Source organism: Pseudomonas sp. G5(2012) (genome assembly GCF_000408945.1).
Classification (GTDB): domain Bacteria; phylum Pseudomonadota; class Gammaproteobacteria; order Pseudomonadales; family Pseudomonadaceae; genus Aquipseudomonas; species Aquipseudomonas umsongensis.
Genome location: NZ_APIO01000118.1, coordinates 24,090 through 47,257 on the forward strand (window position 1 = coordinate 24,090; position 23,168 = coordinate 47,257).

Consider the following 23,168-nt stretch of genomic DNA (forward strand, 5'->3'; position numbering starts at 1 on the left):
GGCCCTCAAAGGTCGAAGCGATCTACCGCCCGACGCCGCTCGTTGTCATCGCGCACATCGTAGTTGGCCGTGGTCTGGATATTGCTGTGATGCGCCAGTTTTTGCGCGATGGACAGATCGTGTTCTTCAATCACCCGGGTGATGAACGAACGGCGAAAATCATGCGGCATGATTTTCACCCCCACCTGTGTGCCCCGCTGCCGGGCGATGTAATAGATCGCGTGCTTGGTAATGCGCTCACGGGTGATGTGACTGCCGCGCCGGATTCGGTTGAACAGGAACGGATCGTCCTCTTCGCCTTCCTTGAGCATCGAGCGGCGCAGTTCCAGCCAGGCATCGAGCTTGGCGAAAGCCCAGGCCGGGGCGTACTTGATCAACTGTTTGTTGCCCTTGGCCGTGACGCGCAGGCTGCGCTCATTGAAGTCGACCTGATTGAGGTCGAGGTTCACCGACTCCGATTTGCGCATGCCAGAACCGTACAGGATCGCAATGATGGCGGCGTCGCGCAGGCCTTGTGGCCGAGGATCGGCGGCGCAGACCTCCATCAATTCCTGGATCAATGAGCGCCGCAGGTTGCGCCCCTGGGACAGACGCGTGCCGGCGATACCCTTGACCGAGCGCATTTTCAACAAGTGTTCCTGGCTGATCAGGCTCATGCGCCACGCTTCGTTCATCACTCCGCGCACCGCATTGACGTACAGCGACGACGTGTTGGGCGCGTAACCGTCGGTGCGCAATGTCGCAACCAGGGCGATGACGTCTTCAGGTTGCAGGTCGTGCCAGGCAATCTCCTCGACATTCATGTCTTCGAAGCCCAGGCGGTCGGCGGCGTCCTGCAAGACGTAACGCATGGTCAATTGGCTGGAGGGGGCCAGTCGGGCCAGATACAGGGTCAGGGGATTGGGTTTGGCGGCTTTTGGATCAGCAGCAGGTAAGTCAGTCAAACGAAACGGCCTTGAATAAAGAGGAAGCAGAAAACGCTGTAAGACAGGGATGCCGCTACGCTGCCGGTCGTGGCCTGGAAAGTCAAATACTCTGCCGGCAAACACCGTATTGGCCGACGAACCGATAGACGAACTGAAACATGGCAATGCTAAACCTTGATCGGACTCGATCGGGGCAGGAGCAAGCCATGAGAATCAGTGTTTTGGGTAGCGGCTACGTCGGCCTGGTGCAAGCGGCCGTCCTGGCTGAAGTCGGCCACGACGTGGTCTGCATGGACGTCGACGAGAAAAAAGTCGAGTTGTTGCAACAGGGCCACGTGAGCATTTTCGAACCGGGGCTGGCCAGCCTGGTGCGCGAAGGCCTGGACGCCCGTCGTTTGCAGTTCACCAGCGATGAAAAACTCGCGGTGCAACATGGCCAGGTGCTGTTTATTGCTGTCGGTACGCCGTCGCGTGACGATGGTTCGGCAGACCTGAGTCAGGTGATGGCGGTCGGCGAGGCGGTGGCGCGGCACCGTGAGCAACCGCTGATCCTGGTGGAAAAGTCCACGGTGCCGGTGGGAACTGGCGATGCGTTGCGGACGCATATCGACAAGTGCCTGATCAAGGTCGGGCGCCTGTTGCAGTTCGATATCGTGTCCAATCCCGAATTTCTCAAGGAAGGCTCGGCCGTGTCCGACTGCCGGCGTCCGGACCGTATCGTCATTGGCTGCGAACGCGAAGACGTGCGCGAGGTAATGCGTGACCTGTACGCCCCCTTCAACCGCAACCATGAACGCGTCATGTTCATGGACCTGCGCAGTGCCGAACTGACCAAATACGCCGCCAACTGCATGCTGGCGACCAAGATCAGCTTCATCAACCAGATCGCCGAACTGGCCGAACACCTGGGTGCCGATATCGAATCGGTGCGCCTGGGCATCGGCGCCGATTCGCGCATCGGCTACCACTTCATCTACCCCGGCTGTGGTTATGGCGGCTCCTGCTTCCCCAAGGACATGCGCGCCCTGATCCACAGCGCCGCAGAGGCCAATTGCACCAGCGACCTGCTGCAAGCGGTGGAAGCCATCAACCAGCGGCAGAAACACAAATTGTTCGAACGCATCAAGGCCTTCTACCAGGGCGATTTGCGCGGCAAGACCTTTGCCCTGTGGGGGCTGGCGTTCAAACCCAACACCGACGACATGCGCGATGCGCCAAGCCGGGTGCTGCTCGAAGCGCTATGGGCCGCGGGCGCCAACGTGCGTGCGTTCGACCCGGAAGCCATGCAGGAAACCCAGAAACTGTACCCCGATGAAACCCGGCTGATGCTCATGGGTACGCCAGAGTCGGTATTGAATGGTGCCGAAGCGCTGATCATCTGCACCGAATGGCAGCAATTCAAAGCCCCCGATTTCGACCTGATCCGCCAGCGGCTCAGTGCCCCGGTGATTTTCGACGGCCGCAATCTATACGACGCCGAGCGCCTGGCGCGCAATGGTTTCCTGTACTTCCCGATGGGCCGCGGCGAGTCACGCAAGTTGCCGATTCCTTATCAGCAATGGCCTGCTGCTTCAGTGGTTGCTTGATCGCCCTGGCACAGGCATCCGAAGGCAGCCTTTGGGGCTCGGGCTATTGGCGCTACGATTGAGTGCCGTAGACACCGGCGGTGAGCAAGATGGTCAGGGACGTCCGCGCACTTTATTGCCGATCTGGTGCAGTTGGTTGTCATAAGCGATACAAATTGCAGCCATCTGTGAAATAGCGCGATCGGTCGGATAGCGCTTGCTGAAAAAACGAACAAGCGCCATCAACAGTCCGCATCGATCTGCAAAATGAATCAATGTTGAGGTCCAGCGTTGCGAATCCCGGAAAATCGAAGCCTCCAGGTTTTGACGTTTAAGCTCCTCTGGCCATAGCCAAACCTGAGATTCAATGTCTGCAGAAAATTCAATCAGTGCCTGGCTGTGTTCACTCAACGCGTTGCGAATCAGTGGGTACAGTTCCGGGCTGAGGCCTCGCATGACCTCTTGAGCAGTTTGCGAGTTGCACAACTTGCGCTCAAATTCGACGTAACCGCCGACAGAGGTTTTTCGCTGCAATTGAGCCAGTGAAAGGCTCGACCCGACATTGTGAGACTCAACAAACTCTTCGATGCCCTTGTCAATAACCCTAAACGATTTGTGTGGGTGATCAACGGCGTTAAGAACAGTGGAACTCAGATCGCATAACAACCTGGTTGCGATGACGATCGCAAGCCTGCTCGATTGCGGGTCGTTATCCACGCCCAGAATAACGCTCGCACGCAGCGCTTCGATGGATTCAGTTCTAATTTGTGAGAAAGGCTTTATTGGCCACCGCAGAGTGTCCAATGGCTCGATGCCGCAAAGCGACATCAGCATCGAGATCCCTTCCCCGGCACTGAGGCCGAGTTTGGCAGTGCGGTTAATCGGTCGCGCCCATTCGATATATCGAGCTTTCTCCAAGCGCGACTGTACAAGCTTGCCAAACGTGATGCCACGGTCCTCGCCAAGCGACGCCAGCGCCACACGCCACACCGGCGTCTCAGTAAAGTCCTGTATATAAGCTCTGGACGCTTCTCCAGACTCAAGCAGATTAAAAAATTCGTCGACTACATCCGATGCTGCCCGTACCAGCGATTCGATATCCGCACGCTCGAATTTGGCTGCGATGTAACTGGAAAGATCGGTCGTAGTGTTCGGCGAGTTGGTGGGTTGTTGATACTTGTCAAGATCAACAGATTGGGAATAGTTCAGTGACTCAACACTTGCACCACTCCGCATCTTACGGTTCGCCTGAAGACTGTTATATTTGATTTGATGAACAGAGCTTAAGCTGGCCACTTCGACTTCAGTCAATTGCCGCCGGGTAAAAAGCTTAAGTTTTGCCCGTTGTTCGACGGGAATTTCTTCAATATCTTCTCCGACGGAAGCCAACAGCGTTCGAAGCTGCGCCGGATCGGGCAAATCTACTCCTGGAATGAATAGTCTGTGGTATTGAGCCTCAATATCTTGCTCTCTTTCAGTGAGGTAGGGATCGCGATACGCCTGATAATACGCAGCTGCGCCTGCATGAATTGCCACAGACGCCTCTCGCTCGGCGAGCGTCATCAAGTGCAACATCAAACGCCGTAAGTCACGTCGATGAAGAACCACCAACGGCTCGCTGGTGTGCTCTACGAGCCATACTTGACTCGACAATTGTGTGAACAACGCCGTCGCCCTTTCATTGCTCATATTCTGCAACTGGCACGGTTTAGCAAGTACATGCTCAATAAGACCCGGTGTGACACGGCGCAACACCAATCCTGGGTGCGCCAGTTTTTCAACATCCGGATCTTTGGCACGCAGGCGTTTCAATATACGCGTGTAGATGAAGCCGTTAACGAACCGCTCATCCAACTGTTGACTGTTTTCGCTGTCGAGAATGTCTCGCGCGGCGACTACACCACCCTCTTCAGATAAATAACGTGCGAGAATTTTAATGAGCAATGGGTGACCACCCAATTTTCGCACCAGACGCAAACAAAGCGGACGCTCAACCTCAATACCGTCGTTGCGCAGCAGCGTTTGAAGAAAACGCCCGGCATAGGCAGCAGGCAAATCGCCCACGACAAGCTGATTCTTTTGCGTTACGTCCAGAGGGACAGAGTATTCAGGAGGAAGTATGCGACCGCTCAGAACAGGTCGCAGAGCGTAAATCCTGCCTTCGGTATGAAGGTCTTCCAGCCAGCGCGTGATCTTCACGGCTTCGCTCTCGCTACGCACCATGACTTCTTCAAACGTATCAATAATCAGGACAACCGGTTCGCGCAAAGGCAGTACCGCTGCCAGCTGTTGTTGCCATATCGACCAGATGGAGCTGGTAAAGGACGCCTCTGAATCAAAATCTTCCGAAAGATTTGCCGCTCCCTCCCTAACCTGTTCGCGAAAGCGCGAAAGGCGCTCGGAGAGGTCCGAGCGATAGAGTGCGAGTTGTTTGCTGAACTCCAACAGCATCAGGTTGACATCCGCAGTTGCAAACGCAGCACGGTCAAGGTCAAGCCAGATCACCGGAACGCCTCCCCAATTCGGCCGCATCAATTTTCTGACAAACTCGGCAAGCAACGCAGACTTTCCTGCACCGCCGATGCCTGTAACCCGCATCGGCTCGGGTGGCGCTACCCCTGCAAGCACTTCGTCGGGGATAGAAAACACGTAGTCATTGAGACGCTTGAGTTCGGTATGCCTTCCCAAAAGTTTTGTTGGCAACACGATCCTTAGTGTCGACTCGACTGCCCTTCGAGCGAGTACCCTTTCCACCTGTTGAGAAGATGTCTCGGCATTCGCTACCGGTGCTACAAACTGTATGGCGGTGTTCAGTTCCGCCAGCGCCTTAGTGGGCAGATCGAGCAACTTGACCGGGCGGCCTAATACGGTTGCAATCAAATGCTCGCCAAACAGATCATCGGGTTCCGGCCTGGCTTTTCGCGCCACCTCTGCGACCCGGCCGGACCTACCCAACGCACTCAGCGTCGAGCGCCGGGTATCGGGGTTGAGCCGCCAGCGGAACCCTTGTTCCGACTCCACTTCGTCGCAGTCTTTGGCCAATGCCCTTAACACTTCCATCGCAGTATCAGGGTCGCTTTCCATTGCAACGAGCTTTTGCGGATCGAAAGTGCCAACCAGCGACGCGGTCTCACGCGCCTTCAACACCAGGTCAGAAATTACACCGTCGACGGCAGCTTGCACTGATTCACTCATGAGATACTCATCGCAGGATGCAAGACTTCCAGGATATAGGTCGCCAAGGCAGAAAAGCGTGGGCCGCCAAGCAGTGCAGCACCTTTTTCCACAGTCACCGTAAGCCTCTGGACCTCTGCAGGCGAAAGTGTAATGTTTAAAGCAGAGGAATAGAGCCCGATGTACGTTGAGATTTCCTCGTGCGTAACCATCCTGCAAAGATCGCGGCTGACCAATAGGGCGGAAGCGCCAGGCACGACGCCGGAGAATCCAATCAGGACGATACGCAGCAGTGGTATCAATTCGATCTCCTGGTAAAGCCTTTCCAGAAAATGCCGTATGGCGCCATTCGGCAAGGGATTGACGTCGAGATCATCGATGACCAGCCATGTCATCTTCTGACCTGTAGCTATTTTCAGTCGATAGGCGAATTCGGGAAACAGCGTGTCTTTGATCCAGGCTTCGATAGCGGTATCTGCATTACTGGCCGATGGCAATGCAGAGGCCAGGGAAGAGGCGGCCACTCGTTTGAGAATTTGCGCAGCAAGCCTCTCCGGCTCAATTTCCAACTCAGCCGCCCTGAACTCAATAACTGAGTGCTCGGCATCACCCAGCAACGAGCGCAGCAGCTTGATGCTAAAGCTTTTACCTGTCTTGGGATCGCCACTGACTGCAAGAATCCGTTTTTTTCCTGACAAGCAGAGCAACACGGCACGCTGAAAATCCTCACGACCGAGAACCGGTTCGGCAGTTGCCGCGATCTTCCAGATCGGATCAAATCCGATAACCGTGAGATAGTCAGCCACTTTCTCGCCCTTTGTCGCGATGCATGCCGTAGGGATCGCGCCGTTAATCACGGCACTCCCACCCTCATCGCTGAATCCGCACTGATGCAATGCAATGGGTTGAAACTCTGCATCAACGAGCAGACCACCAGACGCACCGTGCTGGGCATTGGCATTGTGACGCAAGCGAGACTCCAGGACCGGAGGCCAAAGCGCTACGCCAACCCCCATAGCCACACGCATTCCGACGCCCGAAGGGTGTTGAAACAATGTGACTTGAGCTCCTGCTGCATTAACCCTCGGCTTGCGTTGAGGATCCAGTTTATAAAAACCTCGCTCGCGCCCGACAGCCGTCTGGAGGCGAATGACTGCGTAGTCGAGGAAGACGTCGAAACCCTCCGCGGCAACGTTATTAAAATCAGTAACGGTAACTGAGGGCATTTCCGTGGGGTGGTACCGGCTGGATTCAATAAGCCACTGCTCGGCAACATGAACTGTAACCGTCTCGTGTGATCCGCCAAATCGGTCGAATTCGATGCGTATTTCACTTTGACTGTTTGGAAGCACAGCACCCTTTGCATCCACCAGCAGACTGACAACATGCCAGGCGGTCATCAACGCCTGCGGACCGACCAAAAAACCGGTGCCCGTCACTTTCTCTGTGCCGTGATCGATGATGATGCAACCAACGCGCCGGGTTGCCGTCATCACCCCCGTCTGGAGCAGTTCGGGCCGAAGATAGCCGAGTAAGGGTTGAACGATGCCCTGAAGATCAATCTGCATGCTGCTCGCCGCAGGTGTCTTTTTATCGACTTCAGGAATGGCTCCGGCGCTAAGCAACTGTAAGCACAGCTCATCAATCCAGCCGCCTTCCCTTGCGGCCGCGAGCGCTGAAAAAAAAGGAACCTGGCTCATGGGGACCCTGAGCTGAACCATTTTAAGTTCGTCGGTTCCGTGCCTGACCGCCAACGGATCGTACAGGCTCGCGAACACGTCGCGGGAAAGTACAATCCCGGCGGCAATCCGGCTCAGCACTTCATCCGTTGGCGGGGGCATTTTTTTTAGCCCTTCCAGTTGATGTCGGTGCGCAACAGGAAGTTTTCGCCAGCAGCTAGAGCCCCCATGGAATGCGCGTAGTTCTCACGCATCCAGTGTCCTCCAAAATGCAGGCCGACGACCCCCATCGGGTCATCCTGGTTAACAATAAATGAACCCGAACATCCTCCCAGCGTCGTGGCATCATGTGTCAACATCCATTTTCTGGCATCACGCTCGGATTGCCCGGAGGCCAGCATGATCTCTCCGGGAGAGAGATACTTGGTGCCGTAGTCAGCACCAAACAGTTGGTTCAAGCGAGCTGCGATTTCGACATCGATTTTCCCGGCGGCATCACGCGGCAGGACGGAAGGCCGACCTGGGTAACCCACCATGAAAATCACTTTGCCTGGGTCTGATTTACCTTTATCACGTACCAGCTCCATCGGTGCGGGAAGTGTCTTGCCAACGCTATTAACGGTTTCGACTTCCAGCAAAGCCGCGTCCAGGCAGGTGAAATCAATCAGATCATCACGAATTTCATCAGGTCCGGCCCCAATGACCGACTTGATGTGGAACCGAGTCGCCGTAGTCTCTGAGCTGGGCTCATCGGCAAAATCGATCGTGACGCGGGCACTGGTCACTATCCACTTTTGCGGATTGTTTCGCGTGGGGACGGGCGCGGCAAAGGTCTGAAGCACATGACGGTTCGTCAGGACGATCCCCGTTCCGACCACAAATCCTGTCCCCATATGCACGCCGTCGACATCAATTCGCCCAACCTTGGCCATTCGGTTCTGCAAGCTATTGTCTTGCTTGGCTAGAAAAAGCTGGTCCTGCCACTCTTTAACCCGGGGATCATTCTCATCGATGTCGTTGTTGCGTACCCGCAGTGCTGGTCTTCCCGTTAAACGAACCAACGCCTCCAGCCCCATCAAACCACTCAAATTCAACGGTCGTCCCTGGACGAACTGATCTATGCCTTCTTCGATCGAGCCAATGACCAGGTTGCGGTCCTTGGCATCAAGAGGCCTTCCTGCGTCAAGTAACTTGGCGAAACGGTCAATCTGTTCCACTTTACCTGTGCCAAGCAGATAACTACGTGCCTTTTGCGGGTCAAACACCCCTGCGCTTTCCAGGCCCAACCCCTTACGTGGCAACCCTATGCGCATTCGAGTGATCTGTAGAGCGCCAGGTGCGACGCTGGGTGGGCGAGAGAGGCTGGTTTTTCCCGATCGCTCGGCAAATCGCAGCAATCTCGTATCCGCAGACTGCGACGCGGCTTCACTCAACTGGGGTGAAGGTCTTGTTCCTTGAGTCTTCGCTTCCGTTTTCAAAGTCCCGGCCGACCCCGTCAATCTCGCCTGGTTGAGAGCAATCATGGCGATCTCGGACTCATACCTGTCCCATGGAAAACCGGTATCGCTCGCGGCAGGACCGAATTCCTCATCGAGAAGTCGCTGCATGGACTGGACAGGTTCTTCGGCGACCTCGGAATGCGCAAGGGGAATTTCAGCCAGCTTCAAGTCCAGCAGATTCCTGGCATGGATGACACCAGGACCGAAATCTTCGACATCCCAGTCAGGCGGCCGTTTGGCGGTCGATTGCAGCGCCACCTTGAACAGCCGCTGGACCGAAACGCCTCTTTGCCGCGCCTCTGTGATCACGGCATCCCGCCCATGATGGGCCAACCACAACGCTGCGATACCGGCGACCATGGCTGCAGCGAAGGATGTGCCCTGACCACCGCTCACGATTGAGGCAGGATCGGATACCGAGTTACGCTGCGCCCGCCATACGAACTCCGCTGGTGCGCAAATATCAACCGAGCCGCCACGGCAACTGCCTTTCCAGGGCTTGTTGTCAATGTTGGTGCCCGCAACGGCTATCACCTCCTTGTAACGGGCCGGCCAGACTACGGTGCGCACACAATTACCCGCAGCGGCGATGACGATGAGATCACTTTCAATCGCCACGCGTACCGCGGCATGCAACGCCCGACTGGGAACGCCTCCCAGACTCATTGATATAATGTGGCAACCTGCCCGTTCAGCGTGGGCAATAGCGGCAGCAACGGGTGCAGCATTGAAAACTTTCACATCTTCAATGCAGCGTATCGGTGCCACGCGTGCTTGCGGCGCCACGCCACTCATCTGTGCCGTCTCTTTGCCGGCAACGACACTGGCCGTTCCGGTGCCATGGCCGGGGTTGGCCATCTCGGACGAGAGAGGGTCTTGTGGGTCAGCATCTCCATCGATGATGTCGAAAGCCCGAGTCATATCCAGCATCTCGTCTCCCAACTGATCATGCTTCGTGATCCCGGTGTCTGGTTGCCCTACCACAATGCCATCGCCACGACTCATGGCCCACGCATCGGTTACCCCGGCAATCTGTAATGCCCAACGCCGGTCTGGCGGTGCGTCACCCTTGACCCAACACAAACCGTCCAGAACATTGGTGGCCTCGATAGTCGGATTCTCAATCTCTTGCTCTGGGTCAGCAAAAAAATCGGAACCCACGTCAGGTTCAGCACTGACCAGTTCAAGTACATCGGCGAGGGCGTAACCAATGGCGAACAGTTCCCGCGGCGCCAGTGTTCGTTCGACTCCGATGAAACGTAGAACAAGAAATTTTTCCAATGCCGCATCCAACTCAAGGAGTTGGAAGCGGGATGAACGCAGCGCGGATGAAACTCGCTCCTGCTCTGTAGCCAGATCCGGTTTCTGCACATACTCCAGGATAAAACGCAGCTCATATGCAGGGAACGCTTTGCCTGAGTTCGATACTGGTACAGCAGCGTCGGTACTGGCCAATATTTCGCGTAACAGATTCAGATACTCCATCTCATGACTCCTGCTTTTGCATCTTGCTAACAAGGCGCCTTGAAGTTTTTGCGACACTTTCCTGGCAGTTAAAGGGCTGACGTCATGAGGGGAGGAAAAGCGAATTAACAATATTTTTGACCAATGCGGAATATTTGGCTTCCAGCCGCGCGCGGTCAGGATCGTCATCAGGGAGTTTCGCGATTCGCTGCTTCATCTGGAGCGCCTGATCGCGAAATCGCATGTCGGAGGCAAGCTTGAGCCCCTCCATGATTGCGTCGACCGACGCCTCTCCCTTGTCACCAATATCGAAAAACCGTTTTAGAACCGATGCACTGGCTATTGTGGGTGCGAACTCCTCCAACCCCGGCCGACTCTTGCCGTCGAGGCTAATGACTATGTAGGGTTCGTCGCCGGCATAGAGCGCCTTGGTTTCTCGGTGGACGAGGCCCTGCCCCGCTACGTAGTCATAGTCAATCGGCAAGTTCTGCGCATGGCAAAGCAGGCGGAAGTCGGCACGCGCGCCAGGCACACCAGGAGAGTCGAAAGGTATTGATTCTGTGATTGTAAACTCTGCCCCGCCGTCGAGCAGTACATTTGAGAGATTCCCTGCCAAGTGAACTATCACTCCAGCCCCGAGTAGATAACCCGCATACGGCATTAACAGAGGAATGCCACCTGCCGCCTGCAGCCCCTTGCTGGCCTGTTCAACAAACTCTTCGGGGAAATCATCAGTCGCCAACTCAACGCTGAGCGTGAGACTGTCGGCAACCACCGATGGGTAGTACGCAATTACCGGTGTACCGTTCGAAAAGGCGCTGGGCACTTTCAAATGGCTGTGTGCTTCGAGCTGTCGCTCAATAAAGTTAAGCGCCCGAGAGCTGGCAGCAAATATCGAATAATCCTTGACACTCGAAATGACGGCTACGTCCTTGCGCCTGCCGAATAATCTTCCTGATTTGGGAAGACGACCCGTGTAGACATGACGAAGTTCGACGGTCAATGGCTTGCCGATTCCAATGGGCGTGAAGCTCCCGGCTTCTGTAACTTCCAGCCTTGGTTCCAGTAAGATCGGCTCAGAGCCCAGTTCACGACCAAAACTCAACGGTAGTGGTCCCTTCACCAGTCCTTCGGAACGCAACGCGAGATGTTCTGCGATCTCATCAGCGCGAGCACGGTACTCAGTTTCTTCCAAAATGGCATCGTCAACGATTCGATAAACCGGCATGGTGCAGCCCTCCTGAGGTGCTTTGCGCAACGGTTGAAACTTCATTCCTCCCAGCCGCTTCCCGGGCGAAACAAGCCACTGGCTTTGTCGAAAACGCTTTTACCCAGAAACCCATCACTCTTAGCCTGCATCAAGGCCTTTTTCAGTGTCCGGCAGCGTTCCGGATAATCATCCGCGCCTATTTTGCAGAGCAGGTCAAGCCTGCCCTTCACTGTGCTTGACCCCGCCAGCGCTGCCTTCACCTGGGTTTTCAAGCCTCGCCCCTGATGGTGGATGTCAGCGATTGCGGCGCAAACCAGGTCCGAAACCCCGTTCAAGTCATACATGACGCTGTAGGAGTTGCGCATACGGCGCATCACGATTTGCGCTGCCAGGTTCACTTGCATCCCATTGAAAGCGTCATCGGTATTTGCCAGATGGATAAGTCGGCTGGCAGCGCTCAACTCGACATCGTCGACCTGAGTGCCATCGGCATTGAGTTAGCGCATGAAGTCGGAAAGGTTCATTTCGCTCGGTTTGGCCGGACGCGGGTACTCGATCTCAAGGCTGATCGCGTGCGCGCCCGACATTCGATGCAGCTTCCCGTCAACCACTTCAAGGTCCGGGAAAAGCTCCCGGAAACCCGCATTATCGACAGCCAGTTTACGGAACAAAAGAATGAGGTTATCCCTCGGCGTATGGGCCGCCAGCTGGAAAAAACCGAAGGTGAAAGCCGCTCTATCGTAGCTGTTCAATCGGTTGAAATGGCCGTCACTTTCGCCAGCAGCAATGATCCCCAACATGGCCGCGACCGGCCCGTAGTCGTCTGTAAATCGCGGTATTTCATAGCGCGGACCAGAAAGTTTGCCCGATGGCTGCGCCAACCCACGCAATGATTTGTAGGCAGTCTCTCGTCCCACGTAGAACTCAGGCTCATCACCCAGTGTCGCGAAATAATCGTGCCTGGTTGCAGTAGCAAGGACTTTGCGTATCACAGGGGTTGGACCAATTGCCTGGGGTTGGATGGCCGCCGGTGGGGCTCCCTCGGGCATGGCTTGCTCTGGTTCGGGGACATCCGCTCCAGGAGGAAACGTGCCGTAAAACAGACCTTGGTTACCTCCATAGGTGTTCTTGAACCGATCGAGAAAAGCCTCAGGCGTCTGCTTGACGACGATGTCTTGCTTGTTCGAATAGTTGTAGATGAAGCCACCGCTAAAAATCCCGACATGTTTCTTCGGCACGTTGCGCATCACATGACCGGCGAGGTTGACATTTGTTTTGTCGGTAACGAAGACCAGGCACATGCCTGGCGGCTGACTGCCCCAATTGCCGACACTGGGGCATTCAGTAAAGAGTTCCTGGACGCGAATGCATGCGCCAGGATGCCTGCCTCTCGTATGAGTGCGGCAGGAGTACCCGACATCCAGGCTCAGTACGTGACAAACGAAATGGGCACAATGATTGTCGTCGGGATGGGTAAATTTGTTCTGGCAAAAGTCCGTGATGGACATGCCAAGGGTAGCGCTAAGCTTCATGGAACGATCTCCGCACAAGTTGAGTGGGGTTTATCGATCATGGCTCTACTGCTCAGCGACTTCAGGGCACATGAAGTGATGCTTTCTGTAGCCTAGCCGGGTACGACAATATTGCAAATCGTTGCAAATCAGTCGCCTGAATTGCTCGACTGCAGAACTGTCAAAAAACCGTCGAGCTTAGGCTGCCGCCTTCAAGTCCACACCCAACGCCTGAGCAAACGCTTTGACCAACGGACTGCGGACAGTGTTGTGACGAAGGATCAGATTGAACGGCGTGACGATATGAATCAGCTCCGGACACAGCGCCCGAAACTGCCCTTGCGCCACCCAGTTCGCGGCGTAATGCTGCGGTAGAAACCCAACGAATCGACCGGTCCTGATGAGCAGCGCCACGGCCTCAACCTGAGTCGCCGAAGCGGAAAAGCTGTCGTAGTTGGCGAAGTTGAGCTTGTCGCGATGGATTGCGTAGCGGTGGTTGATGCATTCGTAGTCCTTGAGCATGTTGCTGCTCATCTGATCCGCCGGCGCATCGAACAACGGGTGACCCAACGCGCAGTAAACTTCCGAGCGTTCCTCATACAATGGGTAGTAATCGAACTCTTCCCGCCGTTGATAAACCGGAACGATACCGGCCACCAGTCGACCCTCGACGACACCCCGTTCGATCTCATCGAGCTGCGACGCTTGAAGTTGAAACCTTACTTTTGGCGAGTGCTCATTTATTGTTCTAAGAGCGCTAACTAACGGCGATAATGGATCGGAAATCGTATTATCAATAACCCCAATACCAAGATCCCCAACAAGTTCATTTTTCGCTGAACTAAGGCGATCACGGAAGTTGTCAACCGAGGCAAATAAATCAATCGAGGCCTGATACACCAAGCGCCCTTCTTCGGTCAGGTGGAAACCCTCGCGACCTCGGGTGCACAGGCGCATACCGATACGGATCTCAAGGTCGGAGATCTGTTTGCTGATCGCCGCCAAGCCCACATTCAACTCGTTTTGTGCCGCACTGAAACCGCCGGCCTCGACCACCGCCTTGAATACCTTGAGCAGCTTGAAATCCAGCCCACTGAGGGCCAGCGGTGCCCGTTGCAGCGTTTTCGGCGGCGGGTTTCCGGAATTGGAAAGTGGGGTTTCCATAATGCTTATTTACCTCTGGCGCCACATTCAACAACCTGTGTCCAACAACAAAAACATAGCTGACCTAATAATAATGAACACAGAAAACCAGGCTTGGCAACCGCCAAAAAATCCCGAACATCAGTGCCAACTGACTGTTCTCGAAACAATAAAAGCTGACACTACGATCAGCTTCCGCCTCCCCGGCAACTGTATTTTTCCCCTGCCCTTGAAACCTGATTTGGCCTGATTGCGCCCGAATGCTCTTCGGCACTCACGGCAAGTCCGGCACTGCGATTTCAATCCGCTTATCGACGAGGAAAACAACAATGTCTCAAACCACCGACCGTCTCTGGGGAGCTCGCTTCAAAAGCGGTCCGTCCGAAGCCCTGGCCGCGCTGTCCCGTTGCCCGGAACGCTACTTTCGCCTGACCCCGTATGACCTCGCCGGCTCCAAGGCCCATGCCCGGGAACTGCAGCGCGCCGGGTTGCTGAGCGAACAGGAAACCCGGACCATGCTCGACGCCCTGGAAGGCATCGGCGCTGACTTTCGCGCCGGCAGCATTGCCCCGACCCTCGACGACGAAGACGTCCACACCTTCATCGAACGCCTGCTGACCGAGCGTCTTGGCGCGCTGGGCGGCAAGCTGCGCGCAGGCCGCTCGCGCAACGACCAGACCGCCAACGATCTGCGGCTGTTCCTGCGTGACCATGTGCGCACCCTGGCCGTTGAAGTGCTGGCCTTGCAGCAGGCGCTGGTGGACCAGGCCGAGCAACACATCGAAAGCATCTGCCCCGGCTTCACCCACTTGCAGCAAGCCCAGCCGATCGTGTTTGCCCATCACCTGCTGGCCCACGCCCAATCGATGCTGCGCGACGTCCAGCGGCTGGTGGACTGGGATGTGCGTACCTCGCTGTCGCCACTGGGCGCGGCAGCGATGGCGGGGTCGGCCATTGCGCGCCTGCCACAGCAGTCGGCGCAGGAGATGGGTTACCGCGGCGTGTGTGAAAACTCCATCGACGCCGTCGCCAGCCGCGACCACGTCGCGGAGTTCCTGTTCATCGCCAGCATGCTCGGGGTCAACATTTCCCGGCTCGCCGAAGAGTTCTGCCTGTGGTCCTCGCGCCAATTCCGCTGGGTCTTCCTGGACGACGCCTACGCCACCGGCAGTTCGATCATGCCGCAGAAGAAAAACCCGGACATCGCCGAACTGGCCCGGGGCAAGGCCGGCCGCCTGATCGGCAACCTGACCGGTCTGCTGTCCACCCTCAAATCCCTGCCGCTGTCCTACAACCGCGACTTGAGCGAAGACAAGCACGGCGTGCTCGACAGCGTCGACACCCTGCTGCTGGTGCTGCCGGCCATGGCCGGGATGGTGGCGACCATGAAGGTCAACGTCGAAGAATTGCGGCGCCAGGCGCCCCTGGGGTTCACCCTCGCCACCGAAGTCGCCGACTGGCTGGCGGTGCGCGGCGTACCGTTCAAGGAGGCCCACGAAATCACCGGGGCGCTGGTCCAGGCCTGCGAGAAACACGACATCGAACTGTGGGAAGCGTCGCCTGCGTTGCTGGCCGAGATCGACCCGCGCCTGACGCCACAGGTGCGCGACAGCCTGACCCTGGAAGCCGCCATTGCTGCACGCAGTGGTTGGGGCGGCACCGCGCCGCAACAGGTACGCGAACAGATCGCCCGCCTGAAAACCGCCCTCGCCGCCCAGCAGGTCTGGACCGAGGACTATCAGGGCTTCCGCCTCTGATAGGCGACCAACCCCCTGTAGGAGCGAGGCTTGCCCGCGAAGAGGCCATGCCAGTCAGCATCAGTGGTGAATGACACACCGCTTTCGCGAGCAAGCTTCGCTCCTACAGGGGAATGTGGTGGATTTGAGAGAACAGTGTACGGAGAAACAACCATGAGCCAGACACAAGCAGAACGACTCCAGGCGGAGCGCAAACTGGCGGAAAACCAGTTCGACATTACCCAGTACGATCATGTGCCACGGCGTTACTACGGGCGGATTTTCTTCGCCACGGTGATCGTCATTGCCATCATCGGCCTGGTGCGGGCTTTTGCCGAAGGTAAGATCGAATGGTCCTACATCGGCCAGTTCCTCACTTCCCAGGCGATCATGTGGGGCTTGCTCAACACCATCGTCATGGCGGTGCTGGCAATGGCGCTGGGCATCGTGTTCGGGGTGATCACCGCGATCATGCGCATGTCGGCCAACCCGATCCTGCGCTACGTGGCGGTGACCTACACCTGGCTGTTTCGCGGCACGCCGCTGATCCTGCAACTGCTGTTGTGGTTCAACCTGGCGTTGATCTTCCCCACCATCGGCATCCCCAGCCTGTTCGAACTGGACACCGTGAGCCTGATGACGCCCTTCGTCGCCGCCCTGCTCGGCTTGAGCATCAACCAGGGCGCCTACACCGCCGAAGTGGTGCGCGCCGGCCTGCTCTCGGTGGACACCGGCCAGTATGAAGCCGCCAAGTCGATCGGCATGCCGCGCCTGCAGGCCTTGCGCCGGATCATCCTGCCCCAGGCCATGCGGGTCATCATTCCGCCGGTGGGCAACGAATTCATCGGCATGGTGAAAATGACCTCCCTGGCGAGCGTGATCCAGTACTCGGAACTGCTCTACAACGCCCAGAACATCTACTACGCCAACGCCCGCGTGATGGAGCTGCTGATCGTCGCCGGTATCTGGTACCTGGCCACCGTCACCGTCCTGTCCTTCGGTCAAAGCCGTCTGGAGCGTCGTTTCGCTCGCGGCGCCGGCAAGCGTTCTTGAGGAGCCCAACATGAGAAGCATCGTCAAGGCCGTGAGCCTGAACAAGTACTACGACCATTTCCACGCCCTCAAGGACATCAATATCGAAGTCGAGCAAGGCGAAGTGCTGTGCATCATCGGCCCGTCCGGCTCCGGTAAAAGCACCTTGCTGCGTTGCGTGAACCAGCTGGAGAAGATCGACAAGGGCGGCCTGTGGGTCGACGGCGAACTGGTGGGCTATCGCGTCGTCGGCAACAAGCTGCACGAACTCAACGAGTCGCAGATCGCCCGCCAGCGCCTGTCCACCGGCATGGTGTTCCAGCGCTTCAACCTGTTCCCGCACATGACCGTGCTGCAAAACATCATCGAGGGGCCCTGCCAGGTGCTCAAGCGTTCGCCCAAGGAGGCGCACGAAGAAGCCGTGGAATTGCTGGCCCGGGTCGGCCTGGCCGACAAGCGCAACAGCTACCCGATCGAACTCTCGGGTGGCCAGCAACAGCGGGTGGCGATTGCCCGCGCCCTGGCCATGCGCCCCAAGCTGATGCTGTTCGATGAACCCACTTCGGCACTCGACCCGGAACTGGTCGGTGAGGTGCTGTCGGTGATGCGCGACCTGGCGCAGACCGGCATGACCATGATCGTCGTCACCCATGAACTGGGCTTCGCTCGCGAAGTCTCCAACCGCATGGTGTTCATGGACGGCGGACAGATCGTGGAGGCAGGAAGCCCCGAAGAAATACTAATAAGTCCGCAAAACCCACGCACCCAAAGCTTCATTTCTGCCGTTCGAACCTAGTGCCCTTTAGCGCTCACAACACTCATAAGAGAACGACCATGAAGAACTTCGTTATTCCAGCAGTACTCGCAGGCGTTATGGCATCCGGCTTCAGCTTTGCTGCCGAGTTGCCGGCCAGCATCAAGGAAAAAGGCGAGATCGTCGTCGCGATCATGCCCAACTACCCGCCGATGGACTTCAAGGACCCGGCCACCAACACCCTCACCGGGCTGGACGTTGACCTGGGCAACGCCCTGGCCGAACGCCTGGGGGTGAAGATCAAATGGCAGGAAACCGGCTTCGAGCAAATGATCAACGCCCTGACCACCGACCGCGTGGACATGGTGCTGTCGGGCATGACCGACACCAAGGAGCGCCAGGCCAGCGTGACCTTCGTCGACTACTTCACCAGCGGCCCGCAGTTCTACACCCTGCAGAAAAACGCGGCCACCAACGAGATCATCGACCTGTGCGGCAAGAAGGTCGGCACCAGCCGCCGTACCACCTTCCCGGCGGAAATCGCCGAGTGGAGCAAGGCCAACTGTGAAGCCGCGGGCAAGCCTGCGATTAACGTGATCGGCACCGAAGGCTCGGCCGACGCCCGTGCGCAACTGCGCCAGAGCCGTATCGATGCGGCCATGCAGGGCAGCGAAACCCTGCCGTACCTCAAGACCCAGGAAAAGGACATGTACAAGACCGTGGGCCTGCCGATCTCCTCGCAGTTCACCGGCCTTGGCGTGAGCAAGAAAAAACCTGAGTTGAGCGAAGCGGTGAAGGTTGCCCTGCAGAGCATGATCGATGACGGCAGCTACCAGGCCATCCTGAAGAAGTGGGACCTGGAACTGGGTGCGATCAAGACCGTGACCATCAACGCCGGCAAATAACCGCACAGGCAACCCCATCCCACTGTAGGAGCGAGCCTGCTCGCGATGGCGGCATGCCAGTCGATGAAGATGTTGAATGTGCCACCGTCATCGCGAGCAGGCTCACTCCTACAAGGGTTTGGTGTGTATTTATAGATAGCTGGAGCACCACTGATGTCCTCCTTACCCCAACCCACCTGGCCCGACCAGCACAAGGCCTGCCTGGCCCTAGCCTTCGACCTCGACGGCCCGACCGGCGATGCCATGCTCAACGGTTCGATCTGGCGCAAGCCCGAGTACTTCGGATTCGGCGGTTACGGCCCCTACCGGGCATTGCCGCGGATTCTCGATTTGCTCGATGAGTTCCGCATCCCGACGACGTTCTTCGTCCCGGCCTGGGTCGTGGAGAACTGGCCTAAACAGTGCCAGGCGATTGTCGAGCGCGGGCATGAGGTGGCTTATCACGGCTACAAACACGAATCCTTTTACGCCCTGACGCTGGAACAGCAAAAGGACGTCATGAAGCTTTCCCGCGAAGTGTTCTGGAAGCATTTGAACATCCGCGCCGAAGGCTTCCGCACGCCCTCTGGCGACTGGCGCGCCGAAACCCCGGCCATGCTGGTAGAGGCAGGCGTGAGCTACTCCAGCAGCATGCGCGGCGATGACCGGCCGTACCTGGTCAACGTGCCGGGCCATGCCACGCCGCTGGTAGAAATCCCCGGGCGCTGGGAAATGGACGACTACGCCTCCATCGCCTACACCCGGGCCCCGGACTTCCCGTCCGGGCTGGACCGCACCGCGAGCTACTCGCTGACCCTGGACAACTGGTGCCGCGAATACGACGGTGCGATGAACGAAGGGTTGTGCCTGACCACCCTGTTCCACCCCAAGATCACCGGCAAACCGGGGCGCATCCTGTTGCTGGAAAAACTCTTCGAACACATGCGCCAGCGCGACGACGTCTGGTTCGCCACCTGCCGTGACGTCGCCCGCTGGTGGCTCAAGGAGCATCACCATGGCTGAGTCCACCGTCTGGCCCAAAGGCTATCGCTGCGCCGTGGTGCTGACCGTCGATTACAACGACATCCACGGCATTCTCACCCAGGCCCCGGAAGTGGCCGGACGCGACAAGACCCTGTCGGTCTGGCGCTACGGCACCCAGCGCGGCGTGGAACGACTGCTCGCTCTGTTCAAGGAGCTCGGTGTCTGCAGCAGCTGGTTCGTCCCCGGCATCGTCGCCGAAGAAAACCCCAGCCACATCCACGCAATCACCACCGGCGGACATGAAATCGCCTGCGCCGGGTATCGCCACCAGAACTACGACACGCTCGACCTCAGCGCACAAAGTGCCGAGGTGGCCAAGGGATGCGCCGCATTGAAGGCGCTGACCGGCCAGCGCCCCAGCGGCTTTCGCATTCCGGCCGGCAACGCAGCGCCGGGTTTCATCGAGGCGCTGCAGGACCAGGGTATTGAGTGGTCGTCGTCATGGCGCGGCGATGATCTACCGTTCGCGCACCCGACAGCCCCGCAGGTGATCGAGTTGCCGTTGCACTACGAACTGGAGGACGAACCTTACTTCGCGTTCAACCTCAGCCCGGCAGTACCACCGGCGCAATCACGGATCGCTTCCTACAGCCACACCCTGGGCAACCTGCAAATGGACTTCGCCGGCTTCCACCGTTTTGGCTTGTGCTACGTGTTGCGCCTGCACCCGGAAATCATTGCCACGCCCGGGCGCATCGCGGTGTTGCGCGAATTGCTCGAAGGGATTTTGCAGCACGATGACGTGTGGATCGCCACCGGCGCCGAAGTCGCCCGGTGGTGGGCGCAAACCGCCGCACCCGTGCCCGAGGATCATCCGGCGTGCGTGTTCGAACGGCATTATCGGGATTACCTGTCATGAGCGGACGCCTGCAGCGACTGGCGCAGTTTTGCACCGATACACGATTCGAAGACCTGCCACCGGCGCTGGTCGAGCAAGCCAAGCGACACATCCTCGATACCTTCGGCGCGACCCTGGCCGGGGCCGGGAGCGATGTGGCGCGAACGGCGCGCGAGGTTTACCAAGGCGAAGCTGGCAGCAGCTTGATCTGGGGCACCCAACAGCGGGTTGGCGCGGCACAGGCCGCGATGCTCAATGGCATCGCCGCCCACGCCCTGGAACTGGACGACACCGGCGGCTGCGATCATTCCGGCGCAGTGGTGATACCGGCGGTGATGGCCGCGGTGTCGCTGTCCGATCAACCGATGACGGGACGCGAGTTCATCACCGCCGTGGTGATCGGCTACGAAGTCGGTCGCCGGGTGCTCGAAGCCTGCGGCGGTTACTCGGCCCATAACGGCGCCGGCTGGCATTCCACCGCCACCTGCGGGGTGTTCGGCGCGGCGGCGGCCTGCGCGCGGATCCTGCGCCTGGACGCCGGGCAGACCTTGTCGGCCCTGGGCATCGCCGGCAGTTTCAGCGGTGGCTTGTGGGCCTTCATCCACGATGGTTCGCAAAGCAAGAAACTGCACAGTGGTCGAGCCGCCGAAGGCGGTTTGCTCGCGGCGCGCTTTGCCCGGCAAGGCATCAGTGGACCAACCCGGTTATTTGATGACGTCTGGGGCGGATTTCTCAATACCCTCGCCGCCCCCACTTCCAACCCCGAGGCGCTGGATGCCGGGCTGGGCGACGTGTGGAAACTCGCCCGTTGCTCGATCAAGCCCTACGCTTCCTGCCGGGGTACGCATTCGGCCATCGACGCCCTGGGCCTGTTGCTCGAGCAGCTCGATGTGCAGGTTGATCAGGTTGAAGACATTCAGGTTTCGTTGTGCGGTTTTCTAAAGGACATGTGCGGCGGCCATGACGTCGCGAGCCAGGCGGCGGCGCAAATGAGCCTGCCCTATGCGCTGGCGGCGCGGCTGGTGCACGGTCATTGCCGTCTGCAGGCGTACGACGATGACTTGCGCGGCGATCCGCGCATTGCCCCGTGGATGTCGCGCATTCGTCTTGAAGTGGACCCGCAACTGTCCGAGGATGGCGAACCCGTGGTGAGCGTGCGGACCGTGGACGGTCGGCAGGCGAGCCTGTGCGTCGATCCGCCCTTGGGGGCGCCGGGTAACCCGTTGAGTGATGCGGCGCTGGAGGAGAAATTCTTCAGCCTGGCAGAGCGGGTGATGCCGCGGGGGCAGGCTGAGGAATTACTGGGGCAGTTGTGGCGGCTGGAAGCGCTGGAATCGCTGCGCACGATTGAGAGGTGGCTGACGTGATGATTGCGTGGTCTGATCCGGCGTCTTCGCGGGCAAGCCTCGCTCCTACAGGTTTGCGACGCCCTTGTAGGAGCGAGGCTTGCCCGCGAATGGCAGCAACTCGGTATCGCGTCGGACACTACAGAATCTGAATAAGGACATTAGCACCCCCGTGGCCACTTACTCGCTCGTTATTCGCCGGCTGATGATCGTTTCGCTGACCATCGTCGTCAGCCGCGCCATCACCAGCCCGCTGCTCACCCTGTTCCTGAGCAACAAACTGGGCCTCAACCAACAGGACGTCGGCTTGCTGCTGGGCATCGCGGTGTTCATCGCCACCCTGCTCGCCCTGTATGGCGGCTACATCATCGACCGCCTGGAAAAACGCCGGTTGCTGATCCTGGCGATGCTTTCCAGCGCCATCGGCTTCGTGCTGCTGACCTTTGCCGAAAACCTCTACCTGACCACCCTGACGCTGGTCATCACCGAGACTGCGTCGGCCTTGTTCCTCATTGGCTCCAAGGCGATCCTCAGCGAAAACCTGCCCATGGGCCAACGCGCCAAGGCGTTTTCCCTGCGCTACACCCTGACCAACATCGGTTACGCCACCGGCCCCATGCTCGGCGTGGTGATTGCCGGGGTGTATTCGATCGCGCCTTTCCTAATCGCCGGGGGGATCGCGTTTTTCAGCATCTTCCTGATGCTGGGTATCCCCAGGGACTCAGCGCAGACACCGACAGTCAGCCAACCACAGAGCTTCCTCAAGACCCTGGTCACCCTGAAAAACGACCGCACGCTGATCATGTTCACCTGCGGCTGCCTGCTCAGCACCGTGGTGCACGGGCGCTTCACCCTGTACCTGTCGCAATACCTGCTGGTGACCGAAGATTCCAAGCGCGCCCTGGAAACCATGGCGGCCCTGCTCGCCTGCAATGCGATCAGCGTGATCCTGCTGCAATACCAGATCGGCCGCTTCCTCAACCGTGAGCAACTGCGTTACTGGATCGCGGGCGGCACCAGCCTGTTCATTGTCGGGCTGATCGGTTTTAGCCTGGCCGACAGCCTGGTGGGCTGGTGCGTGGCGATGTTCATCTTCACCCTCGGCGAAATGATCATCTACCCGGCCGAATTCCTCTTCGTCGACACCCTGGCCCCGGAAGAACTGCGCGGCAGCTACTACGGCGCGCAAAACCTGGCCGCCCTCGGTGGCGCCCTGAGCCCGGTGATCTGCGGCTTCCTGTTGATGCACACCCCGGCGCCGACCATGTTCTACGCCTTGAGCGCGCTGACGGCCATGGGCGGTTTCCTGTGTTTCATGAGTGGCCGGCGCGTGGCGATACATCAGAAATAATGAACTGAAGCT

General features: G+C 58.2%; 17 protein-coding genes. 9 read left to right on the forward strand and 8 right to left on the reverse strand.

What is annotated here, in order from left to right:
• Positions 1-5: 5 nt before the first annotated feature.
• Positions 6-944, reverse strand: coding sequence for a tyrosine recombinase XerC (gene xerC, locus PG5_RS28360; protein ID WP_020800523.1), 939 nt, complete (start codon positions 942-944; stop codon positions 6-8).
• 188 nt (positions 945-1,132) lie between these two features.
• Here xerC and PG5_RS28365 point away from each other — a divergent pair, with 188 nt between their 5' ends.
• Positions 1,133-2,512: a UDP-glucose/GDP-mannose dehydrogenase family protein gene (locus PG5_RS28365; protein ID WP_020800524.1), complete on the forward strand. Its 1,380-nt coding sequence runs from the start codon at positions 1,133-1,135 to the stop codon at positions 2,510-2,512.
• A gap of 93 nt (positions 2,513-2,605) precedes the next feature.
• Here the strand turns inward: PG5_RS28365 and PG5_RS28370 are convergent, their stop codons facing one another.
• From PG5_RS28370 to PG5_RS28405, 7 genes are all read right to left on the reverse strand, one after another.
• Positions 2,606-5,686: an ATP-binding protein gene (locus tag PG5_RS28370; protein WP_020800525.1), complete on the reverse strand. Its 3,081-nt coding sequence runs from the start codon at positions 5,684-5,686 to the stop codon at positions 2,606-2,608.
• On the reverse strand, positions 5,683-7,506 hold the full coding sequence (locus PG5_RS28375) for a trypsin-like peptidase domain-containing protein (RefSeq protein ID WP_020800526.1): 1,824 nt from the start codon (positions 7,504-7,506) through the stop codon (positions 5,683-5,685). The genes PG5_RS28370 and PG5_RS28375 overlap by 4 nt, the downstream gene beginning before the upstream one ends.
• 5 nt (positions 7,507-7,511) lie before the next feature.
• The gene (locus tag PG5_RS28380) at positions 7,512-10,328 is read right to left on the reverse strand and encodes a S8 family serine peptidase (protein ID WP_020800527.1); all 2,817 of its coding nucleotides are present in this window, start codon (positions 10,326-10,328) and stop codon (positions 7,512-7,514) included.
• Between the two features lie 82 nt (positions 10,329-10,410).
• The gene (locus tag PG5_RS28385; RefSeq protein WP_020800528.1) at positions 10,411-11,535 is read right to left on the reverse strand and encodes a hypothetical protein; all 1,125 of its coding nucleotides are present in this window, start codon (positions 11,533-11,535) and stop codon (positions 10,411-10,413) included.
• A 41-nt stretch (positions 11,536-11,576) separates the two neighbouring features.
• The gene (locus PG5_RS28390) at positions 11,577-11,978 is read right to left on the reverse strand and encodes a hypothetical protein (RefSeq protein ID WP_042955813.1); all 402 of its coding nucleotides are present in this window, start codon (positions 11,976-11,978) and stop codon (positions 11,577-11,579) included.
• Between the two features lie 36 nt (positions 11,979-12,014).
• Complete coding sequence (locus tag PG5_RS28395; protein WP_020800530.1) at positions 12,015-13,049, reverse strand: hypothetical protein; 1,035 nt, start codon at positions 13,047-13,049, stop codon at positions 12,015-12,017.
• Between the two features lie 177 nt (positions 13,050-13,226).
• The gene (locus PG5_RS28405; RefSeq protein WP_020800531.1) at positions 13,227-14,192 is read right to left on the reverse strand and encodes a LysR family transcriptional regulator; all 966 of its coding nucleotides are present in this window, start codon (positions 14,190-14,192) and stop codon (positions 13,227-13,229) included.
• A gap of 308 nt (positions 14,193-14,500) precedes the next feature.
• On the opposite strand from PG5_RS28405, the gene argH reads away from it, so the two are divergent.
• The 8 genes from argH (at position 14,501) to PG5_RS28450 (ending at position 23,156) form a co-directional block, all read left to right on the forward strand.
• Positions 14,501-15,928: an argininosuccinate lyase gene (argH, locus tag PG5_RS28415; protein WP_020800532.1), complete on the forward strand. Its 1,428-nt coding sequence runs from the start codon at positions 14,501-14,503 to the stop codon at positions 15,926-15,928.
• Between the two features lie 153 nt (positions 15,929-16,081).
• Positions 16,082-16,960, forward strand: coding sequence for an amino acid ABC transporter permease (locus PG5_RS28420; protein ID WP_020800533.1), 879 nt, complete (start codon positions 16,082-16,084; stop codon positions 16,958-16,960).
• Positions 16,961-16,970: 10 nt separating this feature from the next.
• Entirely contained in the window at positions 16,971-17,735 is a 765-nt protein-coding gene (locus tag PG5_RS28425) for an amino acid ABC transporter ATP-binding protein (RefSeq protein ID WP_008062703.1), read from the forward strand.
• 38 nt (positions 17,736-17,773) lie between these two features.
• Positions 17,774-18,598 (forward strand): ABC transporter substrate-binding protein, encoded by an 825-nt coding sequence (locus PG5_RS28430; RefSeq protein ID WP_020800534.1) that lies wholly within the window; start codon positions 17,774-17,776, stop codon positions 18,596-18,598.
• A 153-nt stretch (positions 18,599-18,751) separates the two neighbouring features.
• The gene (locus PG5_RS28435) at positions 18,752-19,600 is read left to right on the forward strand and encodes a polysaccharide deacetylase (protein WP_020800535.1); all 849 of its coding nucleotides are present in this window, start codon (positions 18,752-18,754) and stop codon (positions 19,598-19,600) included.
• A complete protein-coding gene (locus PG5_RS28440) occupies positions 19,593-20,480 on the forward strand; it encodes a polysaccharide deacetylase (protein ID WP_020800536.1) in 888 nt (295 codons plus the stop codon). The genes PG5_RS28435 and PG5_RS28440 overlap by 8 nt, the downstream gene beginning before the upstream one ends.
• Complete coding sequence (locus PG5_RS28445) at positions 20,477-21,826, forward strand: MmgE/PrpD family protein (RefSeq protein WP_020800537.1); 1,350 nt, start codon at positions 20,477-20,479, stop codon at positions 21,824-21,826. Before PG5_RS28440 ends, PG5_RS28445 begins: the two co-directional genes overlap by 4 nt.
• A gap of 151 nt (positions 21,827-21,977) precedes the next feature.
• Complete coding sequence (locus PG5_RS28450) at positions 21,978-23,156, forward strand: MFS transporter (RefSeq protein WP_020800538.1); 1,179 nt, start codon at positions 21,978-21,980, stop codon at positions 23,154-23,156.
• The last annotated feature ends 12 nt before the right edge of the window (positions 23,157-23,168 follow it).